The 25,882-nt window shown below is 71.9% G+C and carries 24 protein-coding genes and 1 pseudogene; 11 read left to right on the top strand and 14 right to left on the bottom strand.

The features are described from left to right. Positions 1-88: 88 nt before the first annotated feature. Positions 89-907, bottom strand: coding sequence for a lysozyme (locus tag ACWEK3_RS19040; RefSeq protein ID WP_384089356.1), 819 nt, complete (start codon positions 905-907; stop codon positions 89-91). 297 nt (positions 908-1,204) lie between these two features. Between ACWEK3_RS19040 and ACWEK3_RS19045 the strand changes: the two genes are divergently transcribed. Beyond that, positions 1,205-1,696, top strand: a complete 492-nt coding sequence (locus ACWEK3_RS19045; protein WP_361414566.1) for a MarR family winged helix-turn-helix transcriptional regulator — start codon at positions 1,205-1,207, stop codon at positions 1,694-1,696. Between the two features lie 21 nt (positions 1,697-1,717). Here ACWEK3_RS19045 and ACWEK3_RS19050 read toward each other — a convergent pair whose 3' ends face one another. Beyond that, on the bottom strand, positions 1,718-2,506 hold the full coding sequence (locus ACWEK3_RS19050) for a hypothetical protein (RefSeq protein ID WP_450538919.1): 789 nt from the start codon (positions 2,504-2,506) through the stop codon (positions 1,718-1,720). A gap of 416 nt (positions 2,507-2,922) precedes the next feature. Between ACWEK3_RS19050 and ACWEK3_RS19055 the strand changes: the two genes are divergently transcribed. The 5 genes from ACWEK3_RS19055 to ACWEK3_RS19075 are packed head-to-tail and all read left to right on the top strand — an operon-like array spanning position 2,923 to position 8,685. Beyond that, positions 2,923-5,838 carry a nitrate- and nitrite sensing domain-containing protein gene (locus tag ACWEK3_RS19055; RefSeq protein WP_450538921.1) on the top strand — a complete coding sequence of 972 codons (2,916 nt, stop codon included), beginning with the start codon at positions 2,923-2,925 and terminating at the stop codon, positions 5,836-5,838. Next, positions 5,835-6,341: a roadblock/LC7 domain-containing protein gene (locus ACWEK3_RS19060; RefSeq protein WP_361414572.1), complete on the top strand. Its 507-nt coding sequence runs from the start codon at positions 5,835-5,837 to the stop codon at positions 6,339-6,341. The genes ACWEK3_RS19055 and ACWEK3_RS19060 overlap by 4 nt, the downstream gene beginning before the upstream one ends. Continuing rightward, positions 6,338-6,745, top strand: coding sequence for a DUF742 domain-containing protein (locus tag ACWEK3_RS19065; RefSeq protein WP_361414574.1), 408 nt, complete (start codon positions 6,338-6,340; stop codon positions 6,743-6,745). The genes ACWEK3_RS19060 and ACWEK3_RS19065 overlap by 4 nt, the downstream gene beginning before the upstream one ends. Further along, a complete protein-coding gene (locus tag ACWEK3_RS19070; RefSeq protein WP_365417416.1) occupies positions 6,726-7,364 on the top strand; it encodes a GTP-binding protein in 639 nt (212 codons plus the stop codon). The genes ACWEK3_RS19065 and ACWEK3_RS19070 overlap by 20 nt, the downstream gene beginning before the upstream one ends. A gap of 58 nt (positions 7,365-7,422) precedes the next feature. Then, on the top strand, positions 7,423-8,685 hold the full coding sequence (locus ACWEK3_RS19075) for a styrene monooxygenase/indole monooxygenase family protein (RefSeq protein ID WP_453250166.1): 1,263 nt from the start codon (positions 7,423-7,425) through the stop codon (positions 8,683-8,685). Here ACWEK3_RS19075 and ACWEK3_RS19080 read toward each other — a convergent pair. The 4 genes from ACWEK3_RS19080 to ACWEK3_RS19095 all read right to left on the bottom strand — a co-directional run bounded on the left by ACWEK3_RS19080 (position 8,682) and on the right by ACWEK3_RS19095 (position 12,395). Beyond that, positions 8,682-9,887 carry an NlpC/P60 family protein gene (locus tag ACWEK3_RS19080; protein ID WP_450538925.1) on the bottom strand — a complete coding sequence of 402 codons (1,206 nt, stop codon included), beginning with the start codon at positions 9,885-9,887 and terminating at the stop codon, positions 8,682-8,684. The two genes, ACWEK3_RS19075 and ACWEK3_RS19080, sit on opposite strands and share 4 nt — an antisense overlap. A gap of 102 nt (positions 9,888-9,989) precedes the next feature. Beyond that, positions 9,990-10,310: a hypothetical protein gene (locus ACWEK3_RS19085; protein ID WP_450538927.1), complete on the bottom strand. Its 321-nt coding sequence runs from the start codon at positions 10,308-10,310 to the stop codon at positions 9,990-9,992. Next, the gene (locus tag ACWEK3_RS19090; RefSeq protein ID WP_361414584.1) at positions 10,303-10,962 is read right to left on the bottom strand and encodes a TetR/AcrR family transcriptional regulator; all 660 of its coding nucleotides are present in this window, start codon (positions 10,960-10,962) and stop codon (positions 10,303-10,305) included. Before ACWEK3_RS19090 ends, ACWEK3_RS19085 begins: the two co-directional genes overlap by 8 nt. A gap of 494 nt (positions 10,963-11,456) precedes the next feature. Beyond that, a complete protein-coding gene (locus tag ACWEK3_RS19095) occupies positions 11,457-12,395 on the bottom strand; it encodes an AurF N-oxygenase family protein (protein WP_361414586.1) in 939 nt (312 codons plus the stop codon). A 152-nt stretch (positions 12,396-12,547) separates the two neighbouring features. On the opposite strand from ACWEK3_RS19095, the gene ACWEK3_RS19100 reads away from it, so the two are divergent. Continuing rightward, a complete protein-coding gene (locus ACWEK3_RS19100; RefSeq protein WP_453250167.1) occupies positions 12,548-13,660 on the top strand; it encodes a ferritin-like domain-containing protein in 1,113 nt (370 codons plus the stop codon). Here ACWEK3_RS19100 and ACWEK3_RS19105 read toward each other — a convergent pair. The 7 genes and pseudogenes from ACWEK3_RS19105 to ACWEK3_RS19135 all read right to left on the bottom strand — a co-directional run bounded on the left by ACWEK3_RS19105 (position 13,642) and on the right by ACWEK3_RS19135 (position 20,575). Beyond that, positions 13,642-14,192: pseudogene (locus tag ACWEK3_RS19105) on the bottom strand (DUF3291 domain-containing protein). The gene ACWEK3_RS19100 and the pseudogene ACWEK3_RS19105 sit on opposite strands and share 19 nt — an antisense overlap. Before the next feature lie 44 nt (positions 14,193-14,236). After that, positions 14,237-15,706 (bottom strand): penicillin-binding transpeptidase domain-containing protein, encoded by a 1,470-nt coding sequence (locus ACWEK3_RS19110; RefSeq protein ID WP_450539041.1) that lies wholly within the window; start codon positions 15,704-15,706, stop codon positions 14,237-14,239. 17 nt (positions 15,707-15,723) lie between these two features. Continuing rightward, positions 15,724-17,085 (bottom strand): FtsW/RodA/SpoVE family cell cycle protein, encoded by a 1,362-nt coding sequence (locus ACWEK3_RS19115; RefSeq protein ID WP_453250168.1) that lies wholly within the window; start codon positions 17,083-17,085, stop codon positions 15,724-15,726. A 43-nt stretch (positions 17,086-17,128) separates the two neighbouring features. After that, on the bottom strand, positions 17,129-17,596 hold the full coding sequence (locus tag ACWEK3_RS19120) for an SH3 domain-containing protein (RefSeq protein ID WP_450538933.1): 468 nt from the start codon (positions 17,594-17,596) through the stop codon (positions 17,129-17,131). Between the two features lie 163 nt (positions 17,597-17,759). Further along, complete coding sequence (locus ACWEK3_RS19125) at positions 17,760-19,115, bottom strand: ATP-binding protein (RefSeq protein WP_450538934.1); 1,356 nt, start codon at positions 19,113-19,115, stop codon at positions 17,760-17,762. Then, entirely contained in the window at positions 19,112-19,906 is a 795-nt protein-coding gene (locus tag ACWEK3_RS19130; RefSeq protein ID WP_450538936.1) for a hypothetical protein, read from the bottom strand. Before ACWEK3_RS19130 ends, ACWEK3_RS19125 begins: the two co-directional genes overlap by 4 nt. Positions 19,907-20,068: 162 nt before the next feature. Next, positions 20,069-20,575 carry a protein-tyrosine phosphatase family protein gene (locus ACWEK3_RS19135; RefSeq protein WP_450538938.1) on the bottom strand — a complete coding sequence of 169 codons (507 nt, stop codon included), beginning with the start codon at positions 20,573-20,575 and terminating at the stop codon, positions 20,069-20,071. A 150-nt stretch (positions 20,576-20,725) separates the two neighbouring features. Here ACWEK3_RS19135 and ACWEK3_RS19140 point away from each other — a divergent pair, with 150 nt between their 5' ends. After that, positions 20,726-21,538 carry a nuclease-related domain-containing protein gene (locus tag ACWEK3_RS19140; protein ID WP_450538939.1) on the top strand — a complete coding sequence of 271 codons (813 nt, stop codon included), beginning with the start codon at positions 20,726-20,728 and terminating at the stop codon, positions 21,536-21,538. Between the two features lie 130 nt (positions 21,539-21,668). Here ACWEK3_RS19140 and ligD read toward each other — a convergent pair whose 3' ends face one another. Further along, on the bottom strand, positions 21,669-22,550 hold the full coding sequence (ligD, locus tag ACWEK3_RS19145) for a non-homologous end-joining DNA ligase (RefSeq protein WP_450538941.1): 882 nt from the start codon (positions 22,548-22,550) through the stop codon (positions 21,669-21,671). A 111-nt stretch (positions 22,551-22,661) separates the two neighbouring features. Between ligD and ku the strand changes: the two genes are divergently transcribed. From ku to ACWEK3_RS19160, 3 genes are all read left to right on the top strand, one after another. Further along, complete coding sequence (ku, locus tag ACWEK3_RS19150; protein WP_453250169.1) at positions 22,662-23,735, top strand: non-homologous end joining protein Ku; 1,074 nt, start codon at positions 22,662-22,664, stop codon at positions 23,733-23,735. A 518-nt stretch (positions 23,736-24,253) separates the two neighbouring features. Next, positions 24,254-24,985 carry a DUF7873 family protein gene (locus tag ACWEK3_RS19155; RefSeq protein WP_453250170.1) on the top strand — a complete coding sequence of 244 codons (732 nt, stop codon included), beginning with the start codon at positions 24,254-24,256 and terminating at the stop codon, positions 24,983-24,985. Positions 24,986-25,577: 592 nt separating this feature from the next. Further along, entirely contained in the window at positions 25,578-25,874 is a 297-nt protein-coding gene (locus ACWEK3_RS19160) for a hypothetical protein (protein WP_390725150.1), read from the top strand. Positions 25,875-25,882: the final 8 nt, after the last annotated feature.

Consider the following 25,882-nt stretch of genomic DNA (forward strand, 5'->3'; position numbering starts at 1 on the left):
ACCGGGGCTCCGCTCCTCATGTCCGGCGAATCCACACCTCAAAGACCCTGGACAACCCCGCCCGAGCCGTAACTTCACGGCCTTGGCACTAGCCGTTGGCGAGTGCCTGTACGCGGTCCAGCGCGCCGTTGAACTTGTCGTGGTCGCCGACCGTCGGGCCGGACGACGTGTACTGCCACATGGTGTAGTAGCCCCAGCCGGCCGGCAGGGTGCCCGGGTCGGAGGCGTAACGGGCTATCCACAGCGGGTTGTTGGCGGCGAAGCCGCCGTAGTTGCCGGTGCACTGGGTCCACCAGCTGGTGGCCGTGTAGATCACGGCGTCCCGGCCCGTGCGGGCCTTGTAGGTGTTCAGGAAATCGGCGATCCAGCCGACCATCGCGCTCGCCGTCTTGCCGTAGCAGGCGGCCCCGTAGGGGTTCCACTCGATGTCGAGGGCGCCCGGCAGGGTCTTGCCGTCGCGGGACCAGCCGCCGCCGTGGTCGACGAAGTAGTTGGCCTGGGCGGCGCCGCTGGTGGTGTCCGGGGTCGCGAAGTGGTACGCGCCGCGGATCATGCCGACGCCGTACGAGCCGTTGTACTGCTGGGCGAAGTAGGGGTTCGTGTAGTACGTCCCCTCGGTGGCCTTCGTGTACGCCCACCTGACGCCGCTGTTCCACAGCGTGGACCAGGCGACGTTGCCCTGGTAGCCGGACACGTCGACGCCCTCGGTCTGGGTGGCGTCGCCGCCGGCCGGCGTGCCGCCCTGGCCGTCGTGCGGCACGACGCCCATGCCCATGTAGGCGGAGCCGCGGGCGGGCACGGTGGCGGCGGCGGAGGGGAGGGTGAAGAGCAGGGAGAACGCGGCGAGCAGGATTCCCGCGGCGGTGAGCCGCCGTACGCGGGGCGTTCCGGATCTGTGCACGGACATGACGTGCCTCCGAAGCTCGGTGGTGCTCGGTGGGGGGATACGGACATGACCCGGTCACGGGTATGTCCCGGTCGCGCTGACGAGCAGGGCCACGCCGGCCCGCGGTCGCAGGCGACGGTGGTGGCGTGAGCATGCCAATAATTGTCTGGCAAAGAAGCTACGCACGTAGACCGGCGCCTGGGAAGGGGGCCCGGAGTCTGCCGATGGTCTACGCCTGCGAAATACTGACGGAGCTGCGGTGATGGCGCCGACTGGCGGAAACTTTCAGGAGCGGGAAACCTTCAGGCAGGGGCTGACGTGCACGAAGACGCAAACGGCGGCGGACGCGAGGTCGCGTCCGGCGCGGCACCGAGTGGTGCGGACCGGGAGTTCCTGTCCCTCGAACGGGAACTGACGGTGCTGCTGCGGCGTGCGCGGGCCAACCAGGGCGAGATGGCCCGCGAGGTCCACCCCCATCTGGAGCCCGCCGCCTACGGACTGCTGGTCCGCCTGGAGGAGTGCGGCCGCCAGCGCGCCACGGAGCTGGCCGGCTACATCGGCGTCGGCAAGGCGACCATGTCACGTCAGCTGCACGCGCTTGAGCAACTCGGCCTGGTCGCCCGGGAACCGGACCCCGCCGACGGCCGGGCCTGGCTGGTGGCCCTCACCGACGACGGCCGCCGCCGGGTCGGCCAGGTGCGCGAGGCCCGCCGCGCCCGCTACGTCAGCCAGCTCGCCCACTGGGACCGCCGCGAGGTGGCCGAACTCGCCCGGCTGCTGCACGAGTTGAATGAGGTCACGGAGAAGTAGCCGGCCCGCGGTCCCGGCCGCTCACGGCTCCACGAACACCACCGTCGCGTCGTCGTGCGTCTTGCTGCGGCGCAGATACCTCCGCTCCTCCTTGTCGGCCGCCTCCAGGGCCCGCACCCGGCCCACGAGTGAGCCCGCCCCCTCCTCGCGCACGAGACCGAGGCACCGCGCCCAGTCGCCCGCGTGGAACTTCTCCACCCACCGCGCCGCCCCGTCCGTCAGCGCGGCCAGCGCGCGGACCTCGGCGCGCGGCACGCTGCCCGTCACGGCACGGGTGGCCACCGAGGGATCCGCCGCCGCGGTGAAGAAGCCGCCCTCCTTGTTGCGCACGACGGCGTCGATGAGCGCGTCCGTGGCGAGCGAGGCCCGGGGCAGCCGGGCCAGCCGGTCGTCCAGGACCGGGGTGACCGGGCCGTCGGGGGACTCCAGCAGCAGGACCGAGTCGGACAGCACCAGGTACTCGACCGCCTCCGCCGACCAGCGGGCCAGAACGACGGTTGCCTGAGGCGTGCGCGGGTGAGAAAGGTCACAGGTCGGAGCGTGTGACTCGGCGGTACGGAGGATCGCACGCGAAAGAATCTCCGGCAGTGTCAGATCTCGGCAGGAAACCGTCAGTTCGGTCAGCGCGCCGCCCAGCCTGGCGGTGAACCAGGAGACCGAATGCGAACACCCCGTCCCGGTCCGCGGCGGCGTCACCCCGTCCAGGACGACAAGGCAACCACCCTGTCCAGACGCGGGTAGTCCGATACTCGCGAAGTCCTCGTTGGGGCAGTCGGGACGGCCGGGCTCCGAAACAACCTCAGTGCGCATCCGGCCAGTCTGCACGAGCCCTTCACAAGCCCTGCGAAAGGGTGGCAACCATCCGGGATTCGGTGCGGTGACGCAGGTCAGCCGCCTGGTTTGGGCGCAATTGGATCACTCCGGCAAGGCGTGGCGGCGAATACTGCCAAAGCCCGCCGCAGACGTCCAACCGGCCCACCGCACCGTGCCCGCGCATGCGCCGGAGGAACTTGCCCGCCAACTCCCCTCCGAGGTTCACTCCTTCGGGTGGCCGGTCGGACGATGCAGGACCACTGCCCACCGGCACTGGGAGGGTCGGGAACCGATGCAGGTCCCCCCTGCTCGAGCGGAGTCGAGAGCGTGGGGAGGGTGTACGCGCCTGTCCGCGCCAGCTGACGGGCACCACCCGGGCCCATGAGTACACGAGTACAGGAATGCGAGCACCGGTGCAGAAGAAGCGGCCTCGGCGCGCAGGCAAGCAGACGGCCATGGCAGGAGACCCGGCGCAGACGCCCGGCACGCCCCCCGTCACCCCCGTCGGCAAGGGCCGTCCCACGCATGTACGCAACCGTCTGATCGCCGCCGTCGCCGTCGTGGCCGCCGCGGTGGCCGGTGCGGGCGCGCCCTCCCTCATAGCCGCCTCCGGGCAGGTGAGCGACTCCCAGAACCTGGTGACGCTCGCCGGGCAGACCCAGGACGCGCTCACTCTCGCCCACTCGCTGGCCGACGAGCGCGACGAGGTCACCTCCTACGTCGCCGCCGGCCGCCCCGGGTCGAAGGCGCCCTCCGAGCAGCGCAGTACCCGCGTGGACCGCCAGGTCGACGAGCTGCGCGCCGACCAGGACATGCCGGCCTGGCTGCGCAAGGACCTCGACGGCATCGCCGCCGTGCGCCGCTCCGCGCTCACCGGGCAGAGCACCGCCCTCCAGGTCCACCAGGCCTACTCCGCCGCCATCACCGACCTGCACAAGCTGGCCGAGCGGCTGGCCGAGCGGATGCCCACGCGGGCCGGCTCCGGCGCCCACGCGCTCGCCGAGCTCGACACCGCCGTCCAGCAGGCCGCCGCGGCCCGCGGGCTGCTGCTCGCGGCGCTGAACGTGCCGCACACCACGCAGACCGTCTACGACCCCGTCACCGGCCTGCCCACGGAGGCCGCCACCTCATCGGAGGCCGACACCAAGCAGCGCGACGTTCTGAGCGCCGCCGCCCAGCAGGCCCGGCTCCGTTCCGACGCCGCCCTCGCCGGCTTCCGCGACAACGCGCCGCAGGAGGCCCGGGCGGCGTACGACTCCACGGTGAGCGGGGCCGAGGTCGACACCGCGGAGAAGTACCTCGCCTCGCTCACCCAGCAGCCGACGCTCTCCGACAGCGACCTGGACACCAGCGTCAAGAAGGCCGACGCCGCGCTCAGCGCCCGCCTCGACCTGATGCGCGGCGCGGAGTCCTCTCTGTACGACCGCCGCACGAAGGACCTGGCGCAGCTGCGTGACGACGACGTCACGGCGCTGGAGATGCGCATCGCCCTGCTCGGCGCCCTGCTGCTGGTCACCATCGGCATCGCCACCGCGCTCGCCCGTACCCTGACCCGGCCGCTCGCGGTGCTGCGCCTGGGCTCGGCCCGGCTGGCCGGCGCGCAGGACCCGGCCACCGAGGAACCCGTCAAGTTCAACGGCCGCAACGACGAGTTCGCGCAGGTCGTCCGCTCCGTCAACACCCTGCACGCGCAGGCCGTCGTGCTCGCCGAGCGGATCGCCACGCTGGAGACCGACCGCAAGCACCTGGTCGGCCAGCGCCAGAAGATGGCCGACGCCCGTGAGGAACTGCGCGCCGAACTCGCCGACTCCGCCGCCCAGCTGGAGCGGCTGCGCAGCGGCATAGGCGGCAGCTTCGTCAATCTGGCGCTGCGCACGCTCGGCCTGGTGGAACGGCAACTCGCCGTCATCGAGGGCCTGGAGGACCGCGAGCAGGACCCCGACCGGCTGTCCACCCTCTTCAAGCTCGACCACTTCGCCACGGTCATGCGTCGGCACAGTGAGAACCTCCTCGTGCTGGCCGGTTCCGAGCACGTCCAGCAGCACGCCGGACCGGTCCCGCTGGTCGACGTCGTGCGCGCCGCGGTCAGCGAGATCGAGCGCTACGAGCGCGTCCGCATCGCCGCGCTGCCGCCGCACGCGCACGTGGCGGGCTTCGCGGCGGACGACCTGTCCCACCTGCTGGCCGAACTCATGGAGAACGCCACCTCGTTCTCCCCGCCCGACCAGCCCGTCGAGGTCTCCGGCTGGCTCCTGGAGAACGGCGAGGTCATGCTCTCCGTCCAGGACGAGGGCATCGGCGTGCCCGAGGAGCGGCTGGCGCGGCTCAACGGCCGCCTCACCGAGTTCGACCCGAAGTCCGCCTACGACAAGGAGGGCGACCAGGGTCTGGGCCTCGGCCTGTACGTCGTGGCCCGCCTCGCCCACCGGCACGGCGTGCGCGTGCAGCTGCGCGAGCAGAAGCAGGGCGGCATCGCGGCCGTCGTGGTCGTCCCCAAGTCCGTCCTGGCGGCCGCGCCCGCCTCCGCCGTCGCGGACGCGGCTTCGGCCCCCGGAGAGGCCTCCGCGGTCTCCCTGCCCGGCGCCGACGCCGAGGCCAACTCCAACGTCCTGCCCGCCCGCGCCGAGGGCACCGACCCCCTGGTCGCGCTGGCCGAGAAGGCCGTGCGCGAGGCGGAGTCGGCGAACGAGGAACCGGTCACCGGGGAACCGGCGGACGAGGAACCGGCGGACGAGGAGCCGGTCACCGAGGGGCCGGCGGACGAGGAACCGGCATCGCCGTCCGAGACGACGATGGAACTCCTGCTCCCGTCGCCCGCGGGAGAGCCGGACCCGGCGCGCCCGCACCCCGACCCCACCGACTTCGGGCAGGCCCCGCAGGGTCCGTCCGCACCCGACCGGGAAACCCCCACGGGCACCGCGGCCGGGAGTGATCCGGCGGAGGACGAGACCGAGGCCGCGACCCCGCTCCCGCGGGACACCCGTGCCGAGGGGAACGAACCGGCCGAAGGCGGCATCGAGGCCGCCCGCACCACACTGCCGCCGCAGCAGAACACCCCCGCCGACGGCGAAGCCGAGGCGGAACACCACCGGACCCCCGATGCGCCGGAGGACGAGGTCACCGCCAAGGGCCTGCCCAAGCGGACCCCGAAGATATCCGCCCCCGCCCCGGCCCCGCGCCAGCGCAGCGCTTCCGTGGACGCCGAGGCACTCCGCCGCCGCCTGGGCGGGTTCCACCGGGGAGCACGGGAGGGCTACCGCGAGGCGGAGGCGGAGGCGGAGATCGCCGACCAGAACACGGGGGGCACAGTCGAGGAGGCAAGCAGTTGACCGCGCCCAGTACCTTCGGACTGAGCAGTGAGGCCCGCAACCTGCACTGGCTGCTGACCAACCTCGTCGAGGAGGTCCCCGGCATCGAATCCGTGGCCGTGGTCTCCTCCGACGGGCTCCTGCTCCTCTCCTCGGACCCCGGCCGCAACGACGAGGCCCGCCACGCCCGCGAGACGCGCACCGGTCCGCGCGGCTCCGCCGCCGACCTCGCCACCATCGTCTCCGGCATCGGCAGCCTCACCCTCGGCGCCGCCAAGTTGATGGACTCCGGCGCGGTCAAGCACACGATGGTCGCGATGGACGAGGGCAGCCTGTTCGTCATGTCGATCAGCGACGGGTCGCTGCTCGGCGTGCACGGCTCCGCGGAGTGCGACATGAGCGTCGTGGCGTACCACATGGCGCTCTTCGTCGGCCGCGCCGGACACGTCCTGACGCCTGAACTCCGCAGCGAGCTGCGCAAGTCCCTGGAAACCGACGGGAGTACCCAAGGAGCGGCCCGATGAGCGGTACGTCCAAGCTCCCGGTCCGCGGCGGCGACCGCAAGGCCTCCCGCGTACGGCCCTATTCGCTCACCGGCGGCCGTACCCGCTTCGGCCACGTCCTCCTGGTGGAGACGTTCGTGGCCGCGCTGGAGGCCCCGGAGGAGCGCAAGGAGCTGACCAACGGCTCGCTCGCCAACCAGGGCATGCCCGAGGTGCGGGCCATCGTCGAACTGTGCCGCCGGATGCGGACGGTGGCCGAGATCGCCGCGCTGCTGAAGATGCCGCTCGGTGTGGTCCGCGTGCTCCTGAGCGACCTCGCGGACCAGGGAAAGATCCGTGTGTACGGAACCGGAACCGGTCATGGCACGGGCCGGCCGGACCGCGCGCTGCTGGAAAGGGTGCTGAGTGGACTCCGCCGTCTCTGACGCCGCCGTGGGCGTCCCCCCGCTCGTCGAGGCCGACGAGGCCCCGCAGCCCTGGCAGACGGACCGCACCCGTGCCCCGGTCGCCACGAAGATCGTGGTGGCCGGCGGCTTCGGCGTCGGCAAGACCACGCTGGTCACCGCCGTCTCGGAGATCACGCCTCTGCAGACCGAGGCGCTGATGACCGAGGCGAGCGAGGAGACCGACGACCTCACCGAGACGCCGGACAAGGTGACGACCACCGTCGCCATGGACTACGGCCGGCTCACGCTCGACGACGACCTCGTGCTCTACGTGTTCGGCACGCCGGGCCAGCAGCGGTTCTGGTTCATGTGGGACGACCTGGTGCGCGGCGCGATCGGTGCCGTGGTCCTGGCCGACACCCGCCGTCTGAAGGACTGCTTCCCGGCGCTGGACTACTTCGAGAGCTGCGGGCTGCCGTACGTCGTCGCCGTCAACCACTTCGAGGGCAGCGAGCAGTTCGACTCGGAGGACGTGCGGGAGGCGCTGACGATACCCGCACACATACCTGTCATGATCATGGACGCGCGGCGCCGGATCTCGGCCATCGAGACCCTGCTGGCCCTCGTGGCCCACGCACTCGAGGAGACCCCGGAGTAGTACCGGCTCCCCGAGCAGTCCAGCGAGCAGTCCCGAAGTCGTAGGAGGCAGCACCCGTATGCGGAAGATACTCGTCGTGGGGGCCGGGCAGTCCGGTCTCCAGCTGGCCCTCGGACTCCAGTCGCACGGGTACGAGGTCACCCTGATGTCGAACCGGACCTCGGACGAGATCCGCACCGGCCGGGTCATGTCGACGCAGTGCATGTTCCATACGGCCCTCCAGCACGAGCGCGACCTGAACCTGAACTTCTGGGAGTCCCAGGCCCCGAACATCGAGGGCCTCGGCGTCTCGGTCGCCGCCCCCGGCTCCTTCGACCCCGGTCCCTCGCAGCGCGCGATCGACTGGGTGGGCAGGCTCGACGGGTACGCGCAGTCGGTCGACCAGCGGGTGAAGATGGCCGGCTGGATGGAGACGTTCGCCCAGCGCGGCGGCCAGCTCGTCATCCACGGCGCCGCGGTCGGCGACCTGGACTACTTCTCCCGCACGTACGACCTCGTCCTCGTCTCGGCGGGCAAGGGCGAGCTGGTGCAGATGTTCGAGCGGGACGCCTCCCGCTCCCCGTACAGGGAGCCGCAGCGCGCGCTGGCGGTGGCGTACGTGCACGGCCTGGGACCGCGCCCGGAGCACCCGGAGTTCGACGCGGTCCGCTGCAACCTGGTGCCCGGCGTCGGCGAGATGTTCATCATGCCGACCTACACCCTCTCCGGCCGAGCCGACATCCTCTTCTGGGAGGGCATACCCGGCGGCCCGCTCGACGCCTTCCGCGGCGTCAAGGACCCGTCCGAGCACCTCGCCCTGACGCTGGACCTGATGAAGACGTTCCTGCCCTGGGAGCACGCCCGGACCGCCGGCGTCGAACTCACGGACGCGGGCGGCACGCTCGCCGGCCGTTACGCCCCCACCGTGCGCCAGCCGATCGGCCGGCTGCCCGGCGGCGGCCTGGTCCTCGGTGTCGCGGACGTCGTCGTCGCCAACGACCCGATCACCGGCCAGGGCTCCAACTCGGCCTCCAAGTGCGCCGCCGCGTACCTGGCCGCCATCCTCGAGCACGGCGACAAGCCGTTCGACGAGGAGTGGATGCGGCAGACGTTCGACCGCTACTGGGCCACCGCCCGGCACGTCACCAAGTGGACCAACGCCATGCTGGCCCCGCCGCCGGAGCACGTCCTGAACGTCCTCGGGGCGGCGGGCCAACTCCAGCCGATCGCCGACCGCTTCGTGAACTGCTTCGACGACCCGTCCGACCTGGAGAACTTCTTCTTCGACCCGGACAAGGCCCAGGCCTACCTCGCCGAAGTCTCCGAGGCCTCCGTAGCCTAGAGACTCACGTCCGGCCCGGCCTGGGCGCGCTCGGGGAGTCTCGGCGGTGTGTACCGCCGCAGGGGCTCCCCGCTCCGATCGGGCCGTACGGCGCGGTCCGGCCTGGCCTGGGCGCGCTCGGGGAGTCTCGGCGGTGTGTACCGCCGCAGGGGCTCCCCGCCCGGATCGGGCCGTACGGCGCCCAGCACCGGGTTGGCCGCGACCGGTGACACCTTCACCTTGGCTCCGGGCCGCGGGGCCTGCACCACCATCCCGTCGCCGAGGTAGAGGGCGACATGCGTGGCCCGCGGGAAGTAGACGACCAGGTCGCCGGGCCTGAGATCGCGGAGCGGGATGCGTTTCAGCCGGGCCCACTGCTCCTGACTGGTCCGCGGGATGGGCGTCCCGGCGTGCTGCCAGGCCTGTGAGGTCAGCCCCGAGCAGTCGTATGCCTGCGGGCCCTCGGCGCCCCACTGGTAGGGCTTGCCGAGCTGGCGCACGGCGTAGCGCACGGCCTCGTCGCCCTCCTGTGACGGCGTGCGGGCACCGCTGAGCGCCCCGGAGGCCAGGAACGAGCTCTGCGTCGCGGTGATCCCGTTCGTCTCCGTCCGGGCGAGCGCCGCCACCTGCTCGGTGCTGAGCGAGGCCAGCAGCTTCTCCACGTCGCGCAGCCGTCCCTGGACGTCGTCCCGCGCCTGCTGCTGCCGCCGGGCGAGCACGAGCCGGGTGCCGGCCGCCTTGCGGGCCTCGCGGGCCAGGTCGGCGGCCTTCTTCTCGTTGCCGGTCAGCCGATTGACCGTCTCGGCCCGCTCCCGTGCCAGTCGCCCGATCAACTCCCCCTCCGCCAGCGCGTGCTGCGGGTCGGGTGCCAGCAGCAGCCGCAGATACGGCGAGAGTCCGGTGCTGCTGCCCTGGTACTGCTGAAGGGCCAGCCGTGCCGCTTTCGCGCGACTGTCGTTCAGGGCACGGCGTGCGGCGCCGAGGCCGGCGTCGAGGCGGTCGGCCTCGGTGCGCTGCCGCTTCAGCCGCTCGGCGGTGGCGTTGTAGGTCTCGGTGGCCTGATCGGCCTGCCCGTACAGCGTGTGAAGGTCCGTCAGCAGCTGGGCGACGGACCGCTGTCCGGGCTGCTGCGGCCCCGGTACAGCCACGGCGGCCGCCGGTACGAAGGCGGCCTGTGCCGCCACCGCCGCCGTACACACCAGACGCGGAAGCCTTCCTGACACGTCATCACCTCCAGTGCGGGGCGGTGTTTCCGCTCCGCACTGGAGGATTCGACGTATGAACAGACTTTCTGAGCCGATGGTGCTGCGTACGGCGCAACGAGGTCACCCGTCGGTGTCGTCCGGCTTGCCGCCGGCCCGGCTCTCCGGCTTGGACCACGGCCATTTCAGCCGGCCGCCGCTCCTGCCCTCGGGGTCGAACTCGTACTTCCAGCCCCTGGGCAGTCCCAGGCGCTTGCTGTGTCCGCGCGGCACCCGCCGGTAGACGAGCACGGTCGGCGGGCCGCCCGCGGCGTCCGGCACCGGGATGCGGTAGGTCTTCGGCGGGTTCCCGGTGGGTCCCACCAGCACGGGCAGCACCCGCCCGTCCATCGGGCCGCCCTCGAAGGGGGTGTCTTCGCTCTTCACGGCACCAGTGTCAGCCATCCGCCGCGGCCAGGGCGCGCCCCACCAGCTCGGCGGTCTGCGCGTCCCGGGCGGCGGTCACGGTCAGCACGGCCGCGAACTGCTCGACCAGCCAGTCCCGCAGCTCGTCGGCGGGCGGCTGCTTGTCCTCGTCCAGCCAGATCAGGGAGGCGGCCTCCACGGCCGTGATCCACATCCGCACGGTCATGCGCAGCCGGGGGCCGGGGTCCGTGACCTCCAGATGGCTCAGGATCCGCTCGGCGGCGGCCCGGCGCACGCCGTCCACGATGGCTGTCGTGCGGGAGGTCTCCACCACGCTGCCGCCCTGGAGCAGCGCGGTGAACCCGGCGTCGTGCTGGTCGACGAAGGCCAGGTACCGGTCCAGGGCGCGGGCGAGGCGGGGCAGCAGCGGGCCCTGCTGCGGCTCGTCGAAGCAGTGCCTCAGCTCGTCGGCGGCGGACCGGAGGGCGGCCTCGTACAGCTGCTGCTTGCCGCCCGGGAAGTACCGGTACACCAGCGGGCGCGACACCCCCGCCGCCTCCGCCACGTCGTCCAGCGACACCTCCTCGGGCGCCCGGTGCGCGAAGAGGGACAGAGCCGCGTCGAGCAACTGGGCCCGCCGCTCCTCGACACTGAGGCGACGGTACGCGGGACTGGACGCGGCAGGGCTCATGACCAGCAGCGTAATCGGCCTCCGCAGCCGGGGCCCAAGCCCGCGCTCCGAAGCCCCGGCGGAGCGAGCCGCCCCGCACGGGGCCGGACCTGCTGCCGCCGGAGCGGGGGTGGCGGATCGCGCGTGGCGCACCGGCGGTGTGCCGGACCACCGACGCCACCGCTGTGCCGCGTGGCTCCCATGGCCCCACATGGCCCGTGGCCCCACATGGCCCACGGCCCCCGCATGATGGCAGCTTCCGCGGGTTATGTGGCTCCGCATGCCACACGGGCCGGGCGGCCTGGCCCGGGGACGCTGGTGCCGCCGGGGGTGGCGCCGGGGTTCGTCACCTGTTGTGGACGGCGCTGCCGCCTCGGCGGCGGGACCGGCCGGATCCGCATCGAGTCGGCGGTGCCGGACGTGGGGGAGCCGCTGTCAGGGTCCGGCCCCGTGCCGAGGCCGGCGGCCCGGGCATCGGGTGGGCCGCCGGGCCGCTCGGGCGGGGTCCGGGCGGGTCAGGCCAGGAGGCCCGAGGATCGCCAGAGGCGGCGGCCGGCTCCGCGGAGGACGCCGATGTCGTCCAGGAAGTCCGTCAGGCGCTTCGCGCCCGTCTGCATGACCTCCCGCCGGTGCCCGCTCGCCTTCACCTGGGCCATCGCCTCCCGCTTGTCGAGGCCCACGTTCGTGTACACCTCCGGGTTGACGAAGGCGACCGAGAAGACCCGGGCGAACTCGCCCGAGGTGATCCGGGTGAACTCCTGCGACCACTTCGGCGCCGTCATCATCTGTCGGCGCAACTCCTCGCGGGCATAACGGACATGGCGCGCCTCCTCCACGACATGGATCCGCGTGACGCCCCGGATCAGCGGCTGCACCCGCTCGTCCGGGAACGTCAGCCGCTGCATCCAGTCCAGGACCTCCTCACCGAGCAGGGTCGCGGTGAAGGATCCGGGGGTCGTGGAGATCGTCTTGAAGAGCCGGCCGAGGTTCTGGTGCGCCCGGCTCACCGGGTACCAGGGCGTCTCGCCCCGCGCTATCACGCGGGCGAACATCTTCGAGTGCCGGCACTCGTCCTCGATCTCGGTCAGCGCGTACCGCACGTGCGCGCTCGTGGCCGCCTTGTCGTAGATGTGCCGTACGAGCAGCTGCATGAGGATCAGCTCGAACCAGATGCCGAGCGAGGCGAGCGCCGCGGCCTCGTGCCGGGAGAGCAGGATCCGCTGCTCCTCGCCCATCCGCTTCCACAGCGGCGTGTCGTACAGCGACAGCAGCTCCGGCGGCCAGAACCACTTGCCCTCCTCGAAGGGCGCGTCCCAGTCCAGTTCCCTGTCCGGGTCGAAGGAGTGCTTGGCGGAAGAGTCGAGCAGCCGCTCGGCCACCTGCTCCCGGTCCTTGAGCAGGCCGAGCGCGTCGCGCAGGCCTGCGAGCGCGCCGTCTTCCGTCACGGTCGTCATGGCTGTCCCACCTCGTCGTACGGGATGTGGTTGGGTCGGCTGGTTACCCGCGGGTCAGGTTCTCCGCCTCTTATGAGACTGCCTGTCAGTAAGCCCGTCAATCCCTTGCGCGCGACTTGTTGACTCGACGTCTACGTGTGAACCTGCGAAGTATGCCGACCTACGACCTGTACGCCAGGAATCCGGGGGGCTCGCGCTGGCAGGTCCCCGCGACCGGCGCGGCTCGCTTCAGCTGGGAGTACGACAACGGCCGCGACCGCCTCCTCGCCCTCTACCAGAAGGGCAAGGACAAGCAGTGGGACGGGCAGAAGCGGATCGACTGGGACCTGGAGGTGGACCCGTACGACCCGCTCGGCACCCCCGAGGAGGCGATGACCCTCTACGGCACCCCGCACTGGGCGAAGATGACCGACCGTGACAAGGGCGAGCTGCGCCGCCACTTCGCGTCCTGGCAGTTCAGCCAGTTCCTGCACGGCGAGCAGGGCGCGATGGTCTGCGCCGCGCGGATCGTGGAGTCCGTCCCCGACCTGGACGCCAAGTTCTACTCGGCGACCCAGACCATGGACGAGGCCCGGCACGCCGAGATCTACGGCCGCTTCCTGCACGAGAAGATCGGGATGCTGTACCCGATCAACGACAACCTCCAGTCCCTCCTCGGCGACACCCTCCGCGACAGCCGCTGGGACATGCCGTACCTGGGCATGCAGGTGCTGATCGAGGGCCTCGCCCTGGCGGCCTTCGGCATGATCCGCGACACCACGAACAAGCCCCTGCCCAAGCAGATCCTCGCCTACGTCATGCAGGACGAGGCCCGCCACGTGGCCTTCGGCCGCATGGCCCTGCGCGACTACTACCGGCAGCTCACCGACGCCGAACTGCGCGAACGCGAGGAATTCGTCATCGAGGGCTGCTATTTGATGCGCGACCGCCTGCGCGGTGTGGAGGTCCTGGAGAACTTCGGCATCCCCAGGGCGGAGGCCGACGAACTCAGCGAACGCTCCGAATTCCTCCAGCTCTTCCGGCAGTTGCTCTTCAGCCGCATCGTCCCCTGCGTCAAGGACATCGGCCTGTGGGGCGAACGCCTCCAGCAGGCCTATGTCGACATGGGCGTCTTCGAGATGGGCGACTCCAACCTGGACCAGCTCATGGCCCAGGACGAGGAGATCGCCGAGAAGCTGGACGCGGAACGCTTCGCGGCCGAGGAGCGGGAGCGGGTGGCGGAGGTGGAGGAGGCGATCGAGGAGGGTCAGCGCCTCACCGGCTGATCACCCGGCTTCTCGGGCGCCCCACCGGCCACCGGCACCGCCCGCCGGGGCGGAAACGACGCGCGCAGGGTGAACGCGTACTCCGTCGGACCGTGCGCACGGAGGTGGAGGAGCCGTTCCTCTGCCTCCGCCGCCGTCGGACGGTGACCCGCCGGAACCCACCACAGCGCGGTGACCGCCTCCGTCATCCGCTCGAACCTCCCCCACTGCCTGAACGGCGTGGGGGGACCCCCGCACGGCGGCGGGCCGGCATCTCTCGGTGCCGGCCCCGGTAGACGTAGGCCGTCAGGGCGTTCGCGTCCCGCCACACCGGCATGTTGACGATCAGCCACGCGTCGCCGAACACCGCCACGTCCGTCGCGTTGCCGGAGTCGCTCTTCAGCCGCCAGGCGAAGCCGTCCGCGGCGTCCGCGTCGGCGTTCACCGGGTCGAGCGCGTCCACGAAGTCCTTCAACTGCGGTGAATCCACTGAGGCGTTGAGACGGGCGATGTTGACCTGGGCGAGTTCGTACACCGATGCCGGAATCGTCATGCCCGAACGGTAGGGCGGCCGCGGTGGTCCGCGGCGCCCTCGTCTCACCCAGCGGGCGGCGCGTGCAGCACCTTCTCCATCACCGCCTTGGCGATCGGCGCCGCCGTACCGCCCCCGCTGATGTCGCCCCGCCGCGCGGACGCGTCCTCCACCACCACGGCGACCGCGACCCTCGGCTCCACGTCGTCGTCGCCCTGCGCCCAGGAGACGAACCAGGCGTACGGCGTACCGGCGTTGCCCAGGCCGTGCTGGGCGGTGCCGGTCTTGCCGCCCACCGTGGCCCCGGGGATCGCCGCGTTCCCGCCGGTGCCCTCGGTGACCACGTCGGCCATCAGCTCCCGCAGCCGCGCCGCGGTCGTCGGACGCATCACCTGCCGCGCGGGCCGGGAGCCGGCCGTGGAGACCGTGCCCCCGTTCCGGCGGGTGGTCCGCTCCACGAGGTACGGCGGCCGTGCCTGCCCGCCATTCGCGACCGCTGCCGCCACCATCGCCATCTGAAGCGGAGTGGCTCGCGTGTTGTACTGCCCGATCGACGACAGCGCGAGCTGCGCCCGGTCCACCCGGGTGTCGAAGGTGCTCGGCGAGACCGAGAAGGGAATCCCCACCTTCTTGTCGTTGAAGCCGAACCCCTCCGCCGCGGCCCGCATGGCCCGCACCCCCGCGTCGACGCCCAGCTTCGCGAACACCGTGTTGCACGACCACTCGAACGCATGCCGCAGGGAGGCGTTCTCGCAGTCGTCGGCCTCGTTGTACAGCCACGTCTTCGTGCCCGGCAGCAGATACGGGGCGGGGGAGTCGGTCGGCTCGTCCAGATCCCGCACCACGCCCGCGTCCAGCGCGGCCGCCGCGGTGACCACCTTGAACGTCGACCCCGGCGGATACGTCTGCCGCACCGCCCGGTTCAGCATCGGCTGCTCCGGGTCCTCATTCAGCCGCGCCCACGCGGCCGACACCGCCCGCCTGTTCCCGGACAGCAGCGAGGGGTCGTACGAGGGCGTGGACACCAGTGCCAGGATCCGCCCCGACGTCGGCTCGATCGCCGCGACCGCCCCCTTGCGTCCGCCCAGCCCGTCGAACGCGGCCCGCTGGGCGGCCGGGTCGATCGTCGTCACCACATTGCCGCCCGGGCTCTGCCCGCCGCTGAAGCCCCGCCACAGCCCGAACCCCGCGAGCATCGGATCGGAGCCCGACAGCACCGCGTCCTCGGAGTACTCCAGAAGCGTCGTCCCGTACAGCTGCGAGGCGAAGCCCGTCACCGGCGCGTACAACGGCCCGTCCGTGTAGGTCCGTTCGAAGCGCAGTTGCTCCCGGGTGTCCTTGGAGCCGGTGACCGGCCGGCCGCCGACCAGGATCTCGCCGCGCGGCTGCTGGTAACGGGCGATGGCGGGGCGGCGGTTGGCCCGATTGCCGCCGTACTCCGGGCTCTGGAGCACCTGCAGCCAGGCGGTGTTCACCAGCAGCGCCACCAGCAGCAGCACGCAGAAGGCCGCGGCATGCCGGATGCACCGGGTCACCGGATCGGCCTCACGGGTCACGGGGTCACCGTCCCGTCGTACTCCCGGCGCGCCACATGGCTCACCCGGATCAGCAGCGCGACGATCGTCCAGTTGGTCACGACCGACGAGCCGCCCTGCGCGAGGAACGGCAGTGCCAGTCCGGTCAGCGGGATCAGACCGGTCACTCCGCCCGCGATCACGAACACCTGGAGCGCCATGAGCGAGGCGAGACCGATCGCGAGCAGCCGGCCGAAGGGGTCGCGCAGGGCGAGGCCCGCCCGGTAGCCGCGCTCGACGAGCAGCGCGTACAGCAGGAAGATCGCGGACAGTCCGGCCAGACCCAGTTCCTCCCCGGCGGTGGCCAGGATGAAGTCGGACTTGACGGCGAAGCCGACGAGGATCGAGTGACCGAGGCCCAGCCCGGTGCCGGTCACCCCGCCCGCCGCGAGGGAGAACAGCGACTGGGCCACCTGGCCGGGCCCCTGACCGGCCTCGATGGACGCGAACGGGTGCAGCCACTCCCCGAACCGGCTGCGCACGTGCGGCTCCAGCCAGCCGACGGCGACCGCGCCGGCCGCCGCGAGGAGCACCCCTACCGCGATCCAGCCGGTGCGGCCGGTGGCCACGTACAGCATGACGACGAACAGCCCGAAGAACAGCAGCGAGGTGCCGAGGTCGCGTTCCAGGACCAGCACGCAGACGCTCAGCAGCCAGACCGTTACCACCGGCCCCAGCACCCGGCCGGTGGGCAGTTGCAGCCGCCACACCTGGCGGCCGCTGTACGCCAGCGCGCCGCGGTTGGCGGCCAGGTACGCGGCGAAGAACACCGCGAGCAGCACCTTCGCGAACTCGCCCGGCTGGATGGAGAACTCGCCCACTCGGATCCAGATGTGGGCGCCGTTGACGGCGGGGAAGAGGATCGGCATCGCGAGCAGGGCGAGCGCGCTGGCGACACCGAGGTAGGCGTAGCGCTGGAGCCACCGATGGTCGCGCAGCACCAGCACCACCAGGATGAACAGCCCCACGCCCACGGTGGACCACACCAGTTGGGCGGGTGCGGCCTCGTCGCCCGGTGTCTCCAGGTCGAGCCGGTAGATCAGCACCAGGCCCAGCCCGTTGAGCAGTACGGCGATGGGCAGCAGCAGCGGGTCGGCGTACGGCGCGCGCAGGCGCACCGCGATGTGCGCGACCAGCGCGAGTACGCCGAGCCCGGCGCCGTATCCGGCCGCGCCGGGCGGGACGGTGCCGTTCCTCGCCAGGCCGACGGCGCAGTAGCCGCACACCGGCAGCAGGACGGCCAGGACGATGAGGAAGAGTTCGACGCCGCGGCGCCGGGAGAGGCGGTCGGCGGGCGCGGACGGGGCGGCCGCTGCCACGGTGGTTCCGGCCTGGGTCATGGCCGAAACCTACCCAAAAGGGGCGACTTGTCCGCCCTGCGTGTCAGCACCAGCGCGGCGAGGGGCCGATGTTGGCGATGTGGCGCGCCGAGCCCCACGCCCAGATGCCGTCCGAGACCAGGTACCACACGCGGTTGCCGTTCACCCCCTGGCTCAGCGTCTTGCAGTGGATCCACACGAGCCGGCCCGGCCGGGCCACCCGGAGCACCCGGCTGTCGCGGTCGGGGTGGGTGCGCAGGGCGAGCCCGCCCCGGGCCGTGACGACGCCCCGGTAGAAGCGCGGGTGGCGGTGGTCGGGGGCGCCGCTGTCCCGCCCGGCCGTGCTCGGCTGGGGCGGCGTGCCCTGCCCGGGTGTCGTGCCCCGCTCGGGTGTCGTGTCGTGCTGGGAGGCCGCCGTCCGGTGACCGCTCCGGCCGTCGTCGGCGGTGGCGGGTGCCACGGCGACCGTCGAGAGGAGGCCGCCGGTGGCGGCCGCCATGGCCAGTCGGGTGAGGGGGGAGCGCGGGGACATGGAGTACCTCCACCTGAGGTGGCGAAGCCCTTCGAAGGCGGGCGAATCTGGCTAACCGCCACATTAGGAGTGCCGCATCCCGGAGGCCCGTCACACTGCGCCATCAGGGCGCCGCCTGAGAGGGCGTCACTCCGGCGCTGGGCCGGGCTCGTCCTGGGACGGGTCACCTGGACGCGGCGTCAGCCGGCCCCGCGTCGCCTGCCCCTTCGGTGCTGGGGATGGTGCCGTCGACCGCTTCCGGCCCCGAAGGCGCGGGCGGCTCCTGAGGGAGCGTCAGTGTCGCCACCGCCCCGCCCTCCGGCGCGTTGGCGAACTCCAGCCGGGCGCCCAGCACCTCCGCCTGGCCCAGGGCGATCGTCAGCCCGAGTCCGTGCCCGGTCGCGCCGCCCTCCGTACGGAAGCGCTGCGGCCCGTGCGCCACGAGGTAGTCCGGGTAGCCGTCGCCGTGGTCCCGCACGGTGACCACCGGCCCGTCCACGGTCAGCACCACCGGCGGCCGGCCGTGGCTGTGCGCGTTGGCCACGAGGTTGCCCAGCACCCGCTCCAGCCGCCGCCGGTCGGTCTCCACGTACACGTCCCGTACGACCCTGACCCGCGTGTCCGTCCCGGCGGCGGCCCCCGCCGCCCCGGCCGCCCGCACCGCTCGCTCGGCCACCGAGCTGAGGTGCCCGGCGTCCAGGGCCGGCCGCTCCCGCCCGGTGTCGAGCCGGGAGATCTCCAGCAGGTCCTCGGTGAGTGTGCGCAGCGCGGCCACCCGGTCGCGCACCAGTTCGGTGGGGCGGCTCGGCGGCAGCAGCTCGGCCGCCGCGTGCAGCCCGGTCAGCGGGGTGCGCAGCTCGTGCGCCACGTCCGCGGTGAACCGCTGCTCGGCCAGCAGCTTGCCCTGGAGCGACGACGCCATGGAGTCCAGCGCCGCGGCGACCGCGGCCACCTCGTCGTGCGGGCGGGACGCGTCCCGCGCCAGCGGGTCGTGCACGCGCGCGTCCAGGTCGCCCCCGCTGATCCTCCGGGCCACGCGCGCGGTGGCGTGCAGCCGCCGGGTCACCCGGGTCACCGCGAACGCGCCGACCAGCAGAGTCGCCCCGATCGCCAGCAACGACGACCACAGGATGGACTGGTCCAGTGCGTCGATGGTGCGGGCCTGCTGCGAGTAGTCGACCGCCACGGCCAGCGTTCGCCCCCGGTCGGCGGGCCCGGCCGCCCACATCGTGGGGCGCCCGTGGTGCACGGCGACCATCGTGCCGCGCTGTCCGCTCGCCGCCAGCCGCCGCAGCCGCTCCGGCAGCCCCTCCGGGTCGACGCCCGCGCCCGGCAGCAGCGTGTCGCCCGACTCGAACGCGGTCGTGGCGTCCTTCAGCCGGGACAGGGCGAGGGTGCGCGCCTGTCCGACGGTCTGGTCGGTCACCGAGACGTGTACGAGAACGCCGAGCAGCGCGGCGAGCGCGCAGCACATCACCGTGATGAAAGCGGCGGCCTTCACCGCGAGCGTCCCGGCCCACCGGGGCAGCGCGTCCCTCATCGCGCACCCGCGGAGGAGGGGGTGAGGGAGGAGGGGACAGGAGAGGGAGCGGGGGAGGGCGCGTGGGTGGACGGGAGCGGGGAGGCGGTGAGGGGCGTGTGGGTACGCGCGTGCGTGGGCCGGTGCCGGCCGGTGCGCAGGAACTCGTCGCGCGAGAACACCATCGCCCGCTGCTCCGGGTCCCAGGACCACGTGGTGCGGTACTCGTACCCGGCGATCCCGGCCGGCGAGCGGATGATCACGGCCCGCCCGGCCAGCTCCACGCCGATCACCGCGTCGTCGTTGGCGAACACCTGCACCAGCCGGTGCCCCTCGAAGGTGTAGACGCGCACCGCGGTCTGGTTGGTCGGGTACAGCTGGAAGCCCAGTGCCATGTCGTCGTGCCCGTCACCGGTGAGATCCCGGTAGTACGGCCGCATGACGGGGCACCGCGACGGATCCTTCCCCGGGCCGCACTCGGCGAGCCGGTCGGCCGTGTCCTGGTACGGCGCCTTGGCGCCCGTGTAGGCGTCCGGATGCGCGGCCACCTCGGCCCGTACGACGGCCACCGGGTCGACCCCGTGGATGTCGTCGCCGGGAGCGGTGACGCCCTTGACCGTCTCGATCTGTATCTCGTCGTAGGGCCAGGCGGGGCTGGCCGCCGGGCGCAGCGAGGGCCACAGCCGGGCCGGGCTGACCGCGGTCGGCGTGGGCCCCGCGCCGCGCAGCCCGCCCGCGTCGCCGCAGGCAGCCGTCGTCGCCGTCAGCAGGGCGGCGAGGGCGGCGACCAGGGCGGAGCGTCTGCGGTACACGTTTCTCCGGTGGCTGGAAGAGAGCGGGGAGAGGGAGCGGCGCGGGTAACAGCCTCGTACACCCTATTCGTTTCGTATGGAAGTCCCTTTTGCTCACGGGCTTTCGTTTCCCGGTGGCGAGGGCCGGTGCCGGTCGGCGCGCACGCCCCTTCGGTGAAACCGTTACTCGGCCAGCTCCTCCAGCAGCCGTGCCGTCGACAGGCCCGCCTGCAGATAGTCGACGAACAGCTCGTTGTGCAGCGCCCAGGGGGAGCGGCGGGCGCGGATCAGCCGGATCGCCTCCTCGGTGGAGCGTCCCTGGCGGACCAGCGCGTGCGCGATCACCAGCCCCGAGCGGTTGTATCCCGAGTAGCAGCGCACGAGGACCCGGCGGTCCTGGTCCAGCGCGTCACAGGCGGCCCGGGCCAGCCGCATCACCCCCGCGAGCTGCGTCCCGTCCAGCGGCCCGTCGGGTATCGGCCACACATGGTGCTCGACACCCGGGTCGGGCCCGTGCCCCGGCAGCCTGAGCAGGGTCTGCACAAGATCGAACTCATCGCGCACGACGGCGAGTTCCAGTTGCCCGGAGTTCGTCCTGAACTCGTGTCCGCCCATCCACAGGCCGGGCACGATCTCGCTCCACGGGCTGTCCGGAGCCGGTACGTCGGGCTGCTTCCTGCGGGTCCGCAACGGCGCCTCCCCAACTCCCCCTCGGAGCCCGTCCTCGGACTCCCGCCTGCCCGGCGGCGTCGGGCGTCCGACGACAGGCTCTCTCACGGTAGCCAAGTTCTTGCCCCGGGAGCACCCCGCCTGTTCCCATGGTCGTGGGGGTGATGGTGCATGAGCGGACACCGCGGACTGCGCGTCATACCGACCTGGCGCCACGGACAGGAACGGCTGTACGTCTGCCGGCCCGACGGCAGGAACATCGCCTGGTACGACCGTGAGGCCGCCCGGGTCAACCTCCTCAGCGAGGGCGAGCAGGAGGACGTGCTCCAGGCCCTGGGCCCCTTCCTCACCGGCCCGGTGGCGGTGGGCCCGCCCCCTGTACCCACCCCCGCCGAACTCGCCCGTCTGAGCCTGCACCCGGACGACGACCTGGCCCCCAACCGCCCCGGCGAGGCGCTGCTGATCGCGCTGGACCGGGAGCCCGCCCCCGCCCACCGCCTCCGCCCGGACCCGCGCCGCCGCGCCCTGACCGCCGAGCAGACGGTGGGCGAGGCCCTGGACCACCTCGACGGCGCCGGCTGGCACGCCCTCCACTCCGTCCCGCTGCCCGGCGGCGACCGCATCCACCACCTGGTCATCGGCCCCGGCGGCCTCTTCGCCGTCCACGCCCTCTACGCCCGCAAGCAGCGCGTCCGCATCGACGATCCGATGGTCGCCCTCGGCCGGCGCGACCCCGCCCCCCTCCTGCGCGACCTCCGCGGCCGGGCCGACCGGGCCTCCTACGCCCTGACGGCCGAGGTGCGCCCGATCCTGGCCCTGACGGACCCGGCCGCCCTCCGCGTCACCGCCCAGCCCAGGGGCGTACGCGTCCTGGAAACCGCCGACCTGGGGAACCTGACCCGCCTGGGCGCCGTGCTGAAACCGGCGGACGTGGAAGCGCTCCACGCGATGGCGCGGGACCGCAGGACGTGGGAGCGGGTGTGATCCGTCGGCCGGGCCGAGAGGGCGTGACCGGATGACCTGGTTCCCCCGTGTGGGTGTGACCGGACGGCCGGGTTCCTCCTGAGCGGGTGTGGAACGGAGGGCCGGGTTCCTCCCTCACGGCAGTGCGGCCTCACGGCAGCGCGGCCGCACGGGCAGGGTCCAGCAGCGGGGCCAGCAGGTCACCGTGGTCCCGCAGCCGGGGCACGATGTCCTGCGCCCGGAACTCCAGCCGCCCCGGCGTCCGGCACCCCGCCACCTCCTCCCATGTGACCGGCGCCGAGGCCGTCGGTTCCCGGCGCGCCCGCAGCGTGTAGGGCGTCGCCGTGGTCTTCCGCGCCGCGTTCTGACTCCAGTCGACGAACACCTTCCCCGGGCGCAGACTCCGCGTCATCCGGTGCAGCACCAGATCGGGCATGGCACGCTCCGCCTCCACGGCGAGCCCCTTCGCGTACTCGGACGTCCGCGCGCTCGACGCCCCCCGCACCGCGGCCAGCAGATGCAGCCCCTTCGATCCGGACGTCTTCGCGTGGGCCTCGATCCCGTCCTCGGCCAGCCGCTCCCGCAGCCACAACGCCACCCGGCAGCAGTCCACGACGTTCGCCGGCGCCCCCGGATCCAGGTCGAACACCAGCCGGTCGGCCTCCGCGGGCGCCTGGACCAGCCACTGCGGAGTGTGGAACTCGGTCACCAGGTTGGCCGCCCACATCAGACTCGGCAGATCCTGCACGAGGACCATCCGCGCCGCCCCCGCCGACCTCGGCACCTCGGCCGTCGTCACCCATCCGGGCGTACCCGGTGGCACGTTCTTGGCGAAGAACATCTGCCCGTCCGGCCCGTCCGGGTACCGCAGGAAGGACACGGGCCGGTCCCGCAGATGGGGCAGCAGCGCGTCGGCGGTCGTCGCGTAGTAGTGCAGCACCTCCCCCTTGGTGAACCCGGTCGCGGGATACAGCACCTTGTCCAGGTTGCTGAGCGCGAGCCGTCGCCCCTCCACCTCCGTGATCGGCGCCATACGATAAGAAAACCATGGAAAGTACTTGAACCATGACAAACAGACCGAGCGGAACAAACAGCTCACGCAGATCCAGCAGTTCGTACTGATCCGATCCGGAAGGTGCTGCACGTGCGATCCATTTGGAACGGCGCCATCTCGTTCGGCCTGGTCAGCATCCCGATCAAGCTCGTGAACGCGACCGAGAGCCACACCGTCTCCTTCCGTCAGATCCACACCGAGGACGGAGGCCGCATCCGCTACCGCAAGGTGTGCGAACTGGAGGATCGCGAGGTCACCCAGGCGGAGATCGGCAAGGCCTACGAGGACGCGGACGGCACCATCATCCCGATCACCGACGAGGACCTGGCCCACCTGCCGCTGCCCACCGCGAAGACGATCGACATCGTGGCCTTCGTCCCGGCCGACCGGATCGACCCGCTCCAGATGGAGAACGCGTACTACCTGGCCGCGAGCGGCGCCCCCGCCGCCAAGCCGTACACCCTGCTGCGCGAGGCCCTCAAGCGCAGCCGGAAGGTGGCGATCGCGAAGTTCGCCCTGCGCGGCCGCGAGCGCCTGGGCATGCTCCGCGTGGTGGACGACGTCATCGCCATGCACGGCCTGCTCTGGCCCGACGAGATCCGCGTCCCCCAGGGCGTGGCCCCGGACGTCGACGTCACCGTCCGCGACAAGGAACTGGACCTCGCCGACGCCCTCATGGACACCCTGGGCGAGGTCGACATCCAGGACCTCCACGACGAGTACCGCGAGGCGCTGGAGGAGGTCATCGCCGCCAAGGCCGCCGGCGAGGCGCCCCCCGAGGCCCCCGAGCCCGCCCCCGGCGGGAAGGTCCTCGACCTGATGGCCGCGCTGGAGAAGAGCGTGCGGGCGGCCAAGCAGTCCAGGGGCGAGGAAGTGGGGGAGGAGGCCGGGGAGCCGGCGGAGGGGGCAGAGGAGGTCGATGAGGCCGAGGTCAGGCATCTCCCGCGTGGCAAGCGGGCCGGTGCCGCGGCCAAGAAGACCACCGCCGGGAAGCAGGCTCCCGCGGCGAAGAAGACCGCGGCGAAGAAGACGACGGCCGCCGCGAAGAAGTCCACGTCCAAGGCACAGTCGTCGCGGTCCGCGAAGAAGACCGCGTCGACCGCCAAGAGCACGGCGAAGAAGACCCCGGCGAAGAAGACGGCCTCCCGCAAGCGCACCGCGTGAGGACGGGCCCCGCCCGGCGCCCGCCGCACGAGGCCGGGATCGTCTCCGGCGACTCGGGAAGGGTGTGCATCACGACACACCACCGCTGTCGTTCGACCTCCTCCTGTGACAGGGCGAGCGGATCGCCGGGGACGACTTCGGCGGCGGTAACCGTGCAGGGAACGACGGGGAGTTCCGGCTTCTGAGGTGAAGGGGACATATCCGTTGCGGCCTCCTGTGGCGCGAAGTGGCGTATGGCGGACGATTCCGAGTGAAAGGGGCGAAGGCAGGGAAAGTCATAGGTCCAGATAAGCGTCCCAAACAGGACGCCTGTGCGAATAGCCCCAAGTGCAGGGAATGCGCATCGAGTTGGGCGAGGCGTCCGGTGGCGGTGTGCGGCAGGTCACGCCCGCTGCCACGATGGCGGCGTGTGACGCGCGGCACGTCGACGGGCGGCGCCCGGCCCGCGCGACGGGCGAAAAAACGCGCGAACTCCGAACCCCTGCTGGGCTATGTTGCTGCTGCTCGAAGGGGGAGATGTGACGAAGCTCAACCAGATCATCGCCGTGGAGAAGGGCGTCAAGAGCAAGTCGCTCCAGGACGTCAACGCGGCTCACCACAAGGTGCAGAAGCCCGCGCTGCTGGCCGGCATCTCGCGCACGTACCAGCCGAAGGACGAGGAGGGCGAGCAGCTGCCGCCCGAGTCGACGCGGGTGCAGGTCAAGGCCGAGGAGATCCTGCGCGAGATGTCCGGGTCGCTGACGCGCCTGTTCGACGTGACCGCGACGAAGGACTGGGCCAACCGCACGGCTTGCGCGGACGTCACGGTCGACGGCCGGACGATCCTCGCCGAAGTCCCGGTCTCCTACCTGCTGTTCCTGGAGAAGCAGCTCACGGACCTGCACTCCTTCGTCAAGAAGCTCCCCGTCCTGGACGCGGCCGAGTCCTGGTCGCTGGCCCCGTCGACGGACTGGTGGAAGACGGACCCGGTCCGCACGATCCGTACGAAGAAGGTCCCGCGCAACCACGTCAAGGCGGAGGCGACCGAGAAGCACCCGGCCCAGGTCGAGGTGTACTACGAGGACGTGCCGATCGGTTACTGGACCACGGTGAAGTTCTCCGGGGCCTTCCCCGCGCGGCGGGTGAACGAACTGCTGGAGCGGGTGGAAAAGCTCCAGCAGGCGGTGAAGTTTGCCCGCGAGGAGGCCAATGGCACCGAGGTCACCGACCAGCGGATCGGCGACGCGGTGTTCGGCTACCTGTTCGGCTGACGCCGGACCAGGGCAGCCCCCTGATCGCCCCCGCGTGCGAGCGCGGGGGTGCGTGACAGGCTCGGGCCGGATTGAGGACCGGTTCGTGCCCTGGGCGCAAGCTGAAACTGAGGCTCAGCCTGAATCAGCCGGTTTCCTCCGGGAAGCCGCGATCAATCTCAGACTCTCGCTCCAGCTTCAGCATTCGCCACCGATCGCCGGACGACCGAGTGCGGACGACCGCCGCCGGATGCGAGTTCGACTCTCGCCTGCACCTCTCACATGGTGCGGTAGTTCAAAGGAAGAACACGACGGCCTGACGACTGATCCGCACTCTTGAGCACCACCGGCGTGCGCAACTGGGTGGCATCCCCAGGGGCCCGGGAGCTGGATACGACTCCCGGGCCCCGCCACGCCCCCGCCCGGAACCATCAGCGTTACTCCGGCAGGCGGGGGTGGGCGGTCGCCCCGCGCCTCACGCCCCAGGCGACCGCAAGCCCCACGAGGCGGGTCACTCCGCCCGTCACGGCAGTGTCACAGCGGGGCGTCAACCAGCCTGTGAGATCGTTCAGTTGGGCAATCTCGCCCTTCGTCAAAGGGAGTTGACGTGACGATGGCGGGACCCGACGCCACCTTGCTCGTGGCCCTCGACGAGGCGGTCGCCGCTCTCAAGGCTCCTCTGGAAGAGGCGGACCGCGCGCAGGGCTGGACCGACGATCTCCGGCGAGAGGTGCAGGCGGAGATCTCGATCAATCGCTCGGTGCTGCGCCGCGAGGGGCTGTTCATGGTGCGGTACCTGCGCCCGCGCCTCGACGTGTGGATGGACTACGAGGGCGTACGGCCCGGACGCCTCCGGAGCCTCGTACTGGACGTGCAGCGCCGGCTCGTGGAGGCCCGGAGCACGTCGTAGGAACGCGC

It is taken from the genome of Streptomyces sp. NPDC004721, from assembly GCF_053601495.1.

Bases quoted from the DNA above. Each gene is read 5' to 3' on its own strand.
- ACWEK3_RS19040 (WP_384089356.1), bottom strand. From the start codon at position 907: ATGTCCGTGCACAGATCCGGAACGCCCCGCGTACGGCGGCTCACCGCC.
- ACWEK3_RS19050 (WP_450538919.1), bottom strand. From the start codon at position 2,506: ATGCGCACTGAGGTTGTTTCGGAGCCCGGCCGTCCCGACTGCCCCAAC.
- ACWEK3_RS19065 (WP_361414574.1), top strand. From the start codon at position 6,338: ATGAGCGGTACGTCCAAGCTCCCGGTCCGCGGCGGCGACCGCAAGGCC.
- ACWEK3_RS19075 (WP_453250166.1), top strand. From the start codon at position 7,423: ATGCGGAAGATACTCGTCGTGGGGGCCGGGCAGTCCGGTCTCCAGCTG.
- ACWEK3_RS19085 (WP_450538927.1), bottom strand. From the start codon at position 10,310: ATGGCTGACACTGGTGCCGTGAAGAGCGAAGACACCCCCTTCGAGGGC.
- ACWEK3_RS19090 (WP_361414584.1), bottom strand. From the start codon at position 10,962: ATGAGCCCTGCCGCGTCCAGTCCCGCGTACCGTCGCCTCAGTGTCGAG.
- ACWEK3_RS19095 (WP_361414586.1), bottom strand. From the start codon at position 12,395: ATGACGACCGTGACGGAAGACGGCGCGCTCGCAGGCCTGCGCGACGCG.
- ACWEK3_RS19100 (WP_453250167.1), top strand. From the start codon at position 12,548: ATGCCGACCTACGACCTGTACGCCAGGAATCCGGGGGGCTCGCGCTGG.
- ACWEK3_RS19115 (WP_453250168.1), bottom strand. From the start codon at position 17,085: ATGACCCAGGCCGGAACCACCGTGGCAGCGGCCGCCCCGTCCGCGCCC.
- ACWEK3_RS19120 (WP_450538933.1), bottom strand. From the start codon at position 17,596: ATGTCCCCGCGCTCCCCCCTCACCCGACTGGCCATGGCGGCCGCCACC.
- ACWEK3_RS19125 (WP_450538934.1), bottom strand. From the start codon at position 19,115: ATGAGGGACGCGCTGCCCCGGTGGGCCGGGACGCTCGCGGTGAAGGCC.
- ACWEK3_RS19140 (WP_450538939.1), top strand. From the start codon at position 20,726: ATGAGCGGACACCGCGGACTGCGCGTCATACCGACCTGGCGCCACGGA.
- ligD (WP_450538941.1), bottom strand. From the start codon at position 22,550: ATGGCGCCGATCACGGAGGTGGAGGGGCGACGGCTCGCGCTCAGCAAC.
- ACWEK3_RS19160 (WP_390725150.1), top strand. From the start codon at position 25,578: ATGGCGGGACCCGACGCCACCTTGCTCGTGGCCCTCGACGAGGCGGTC.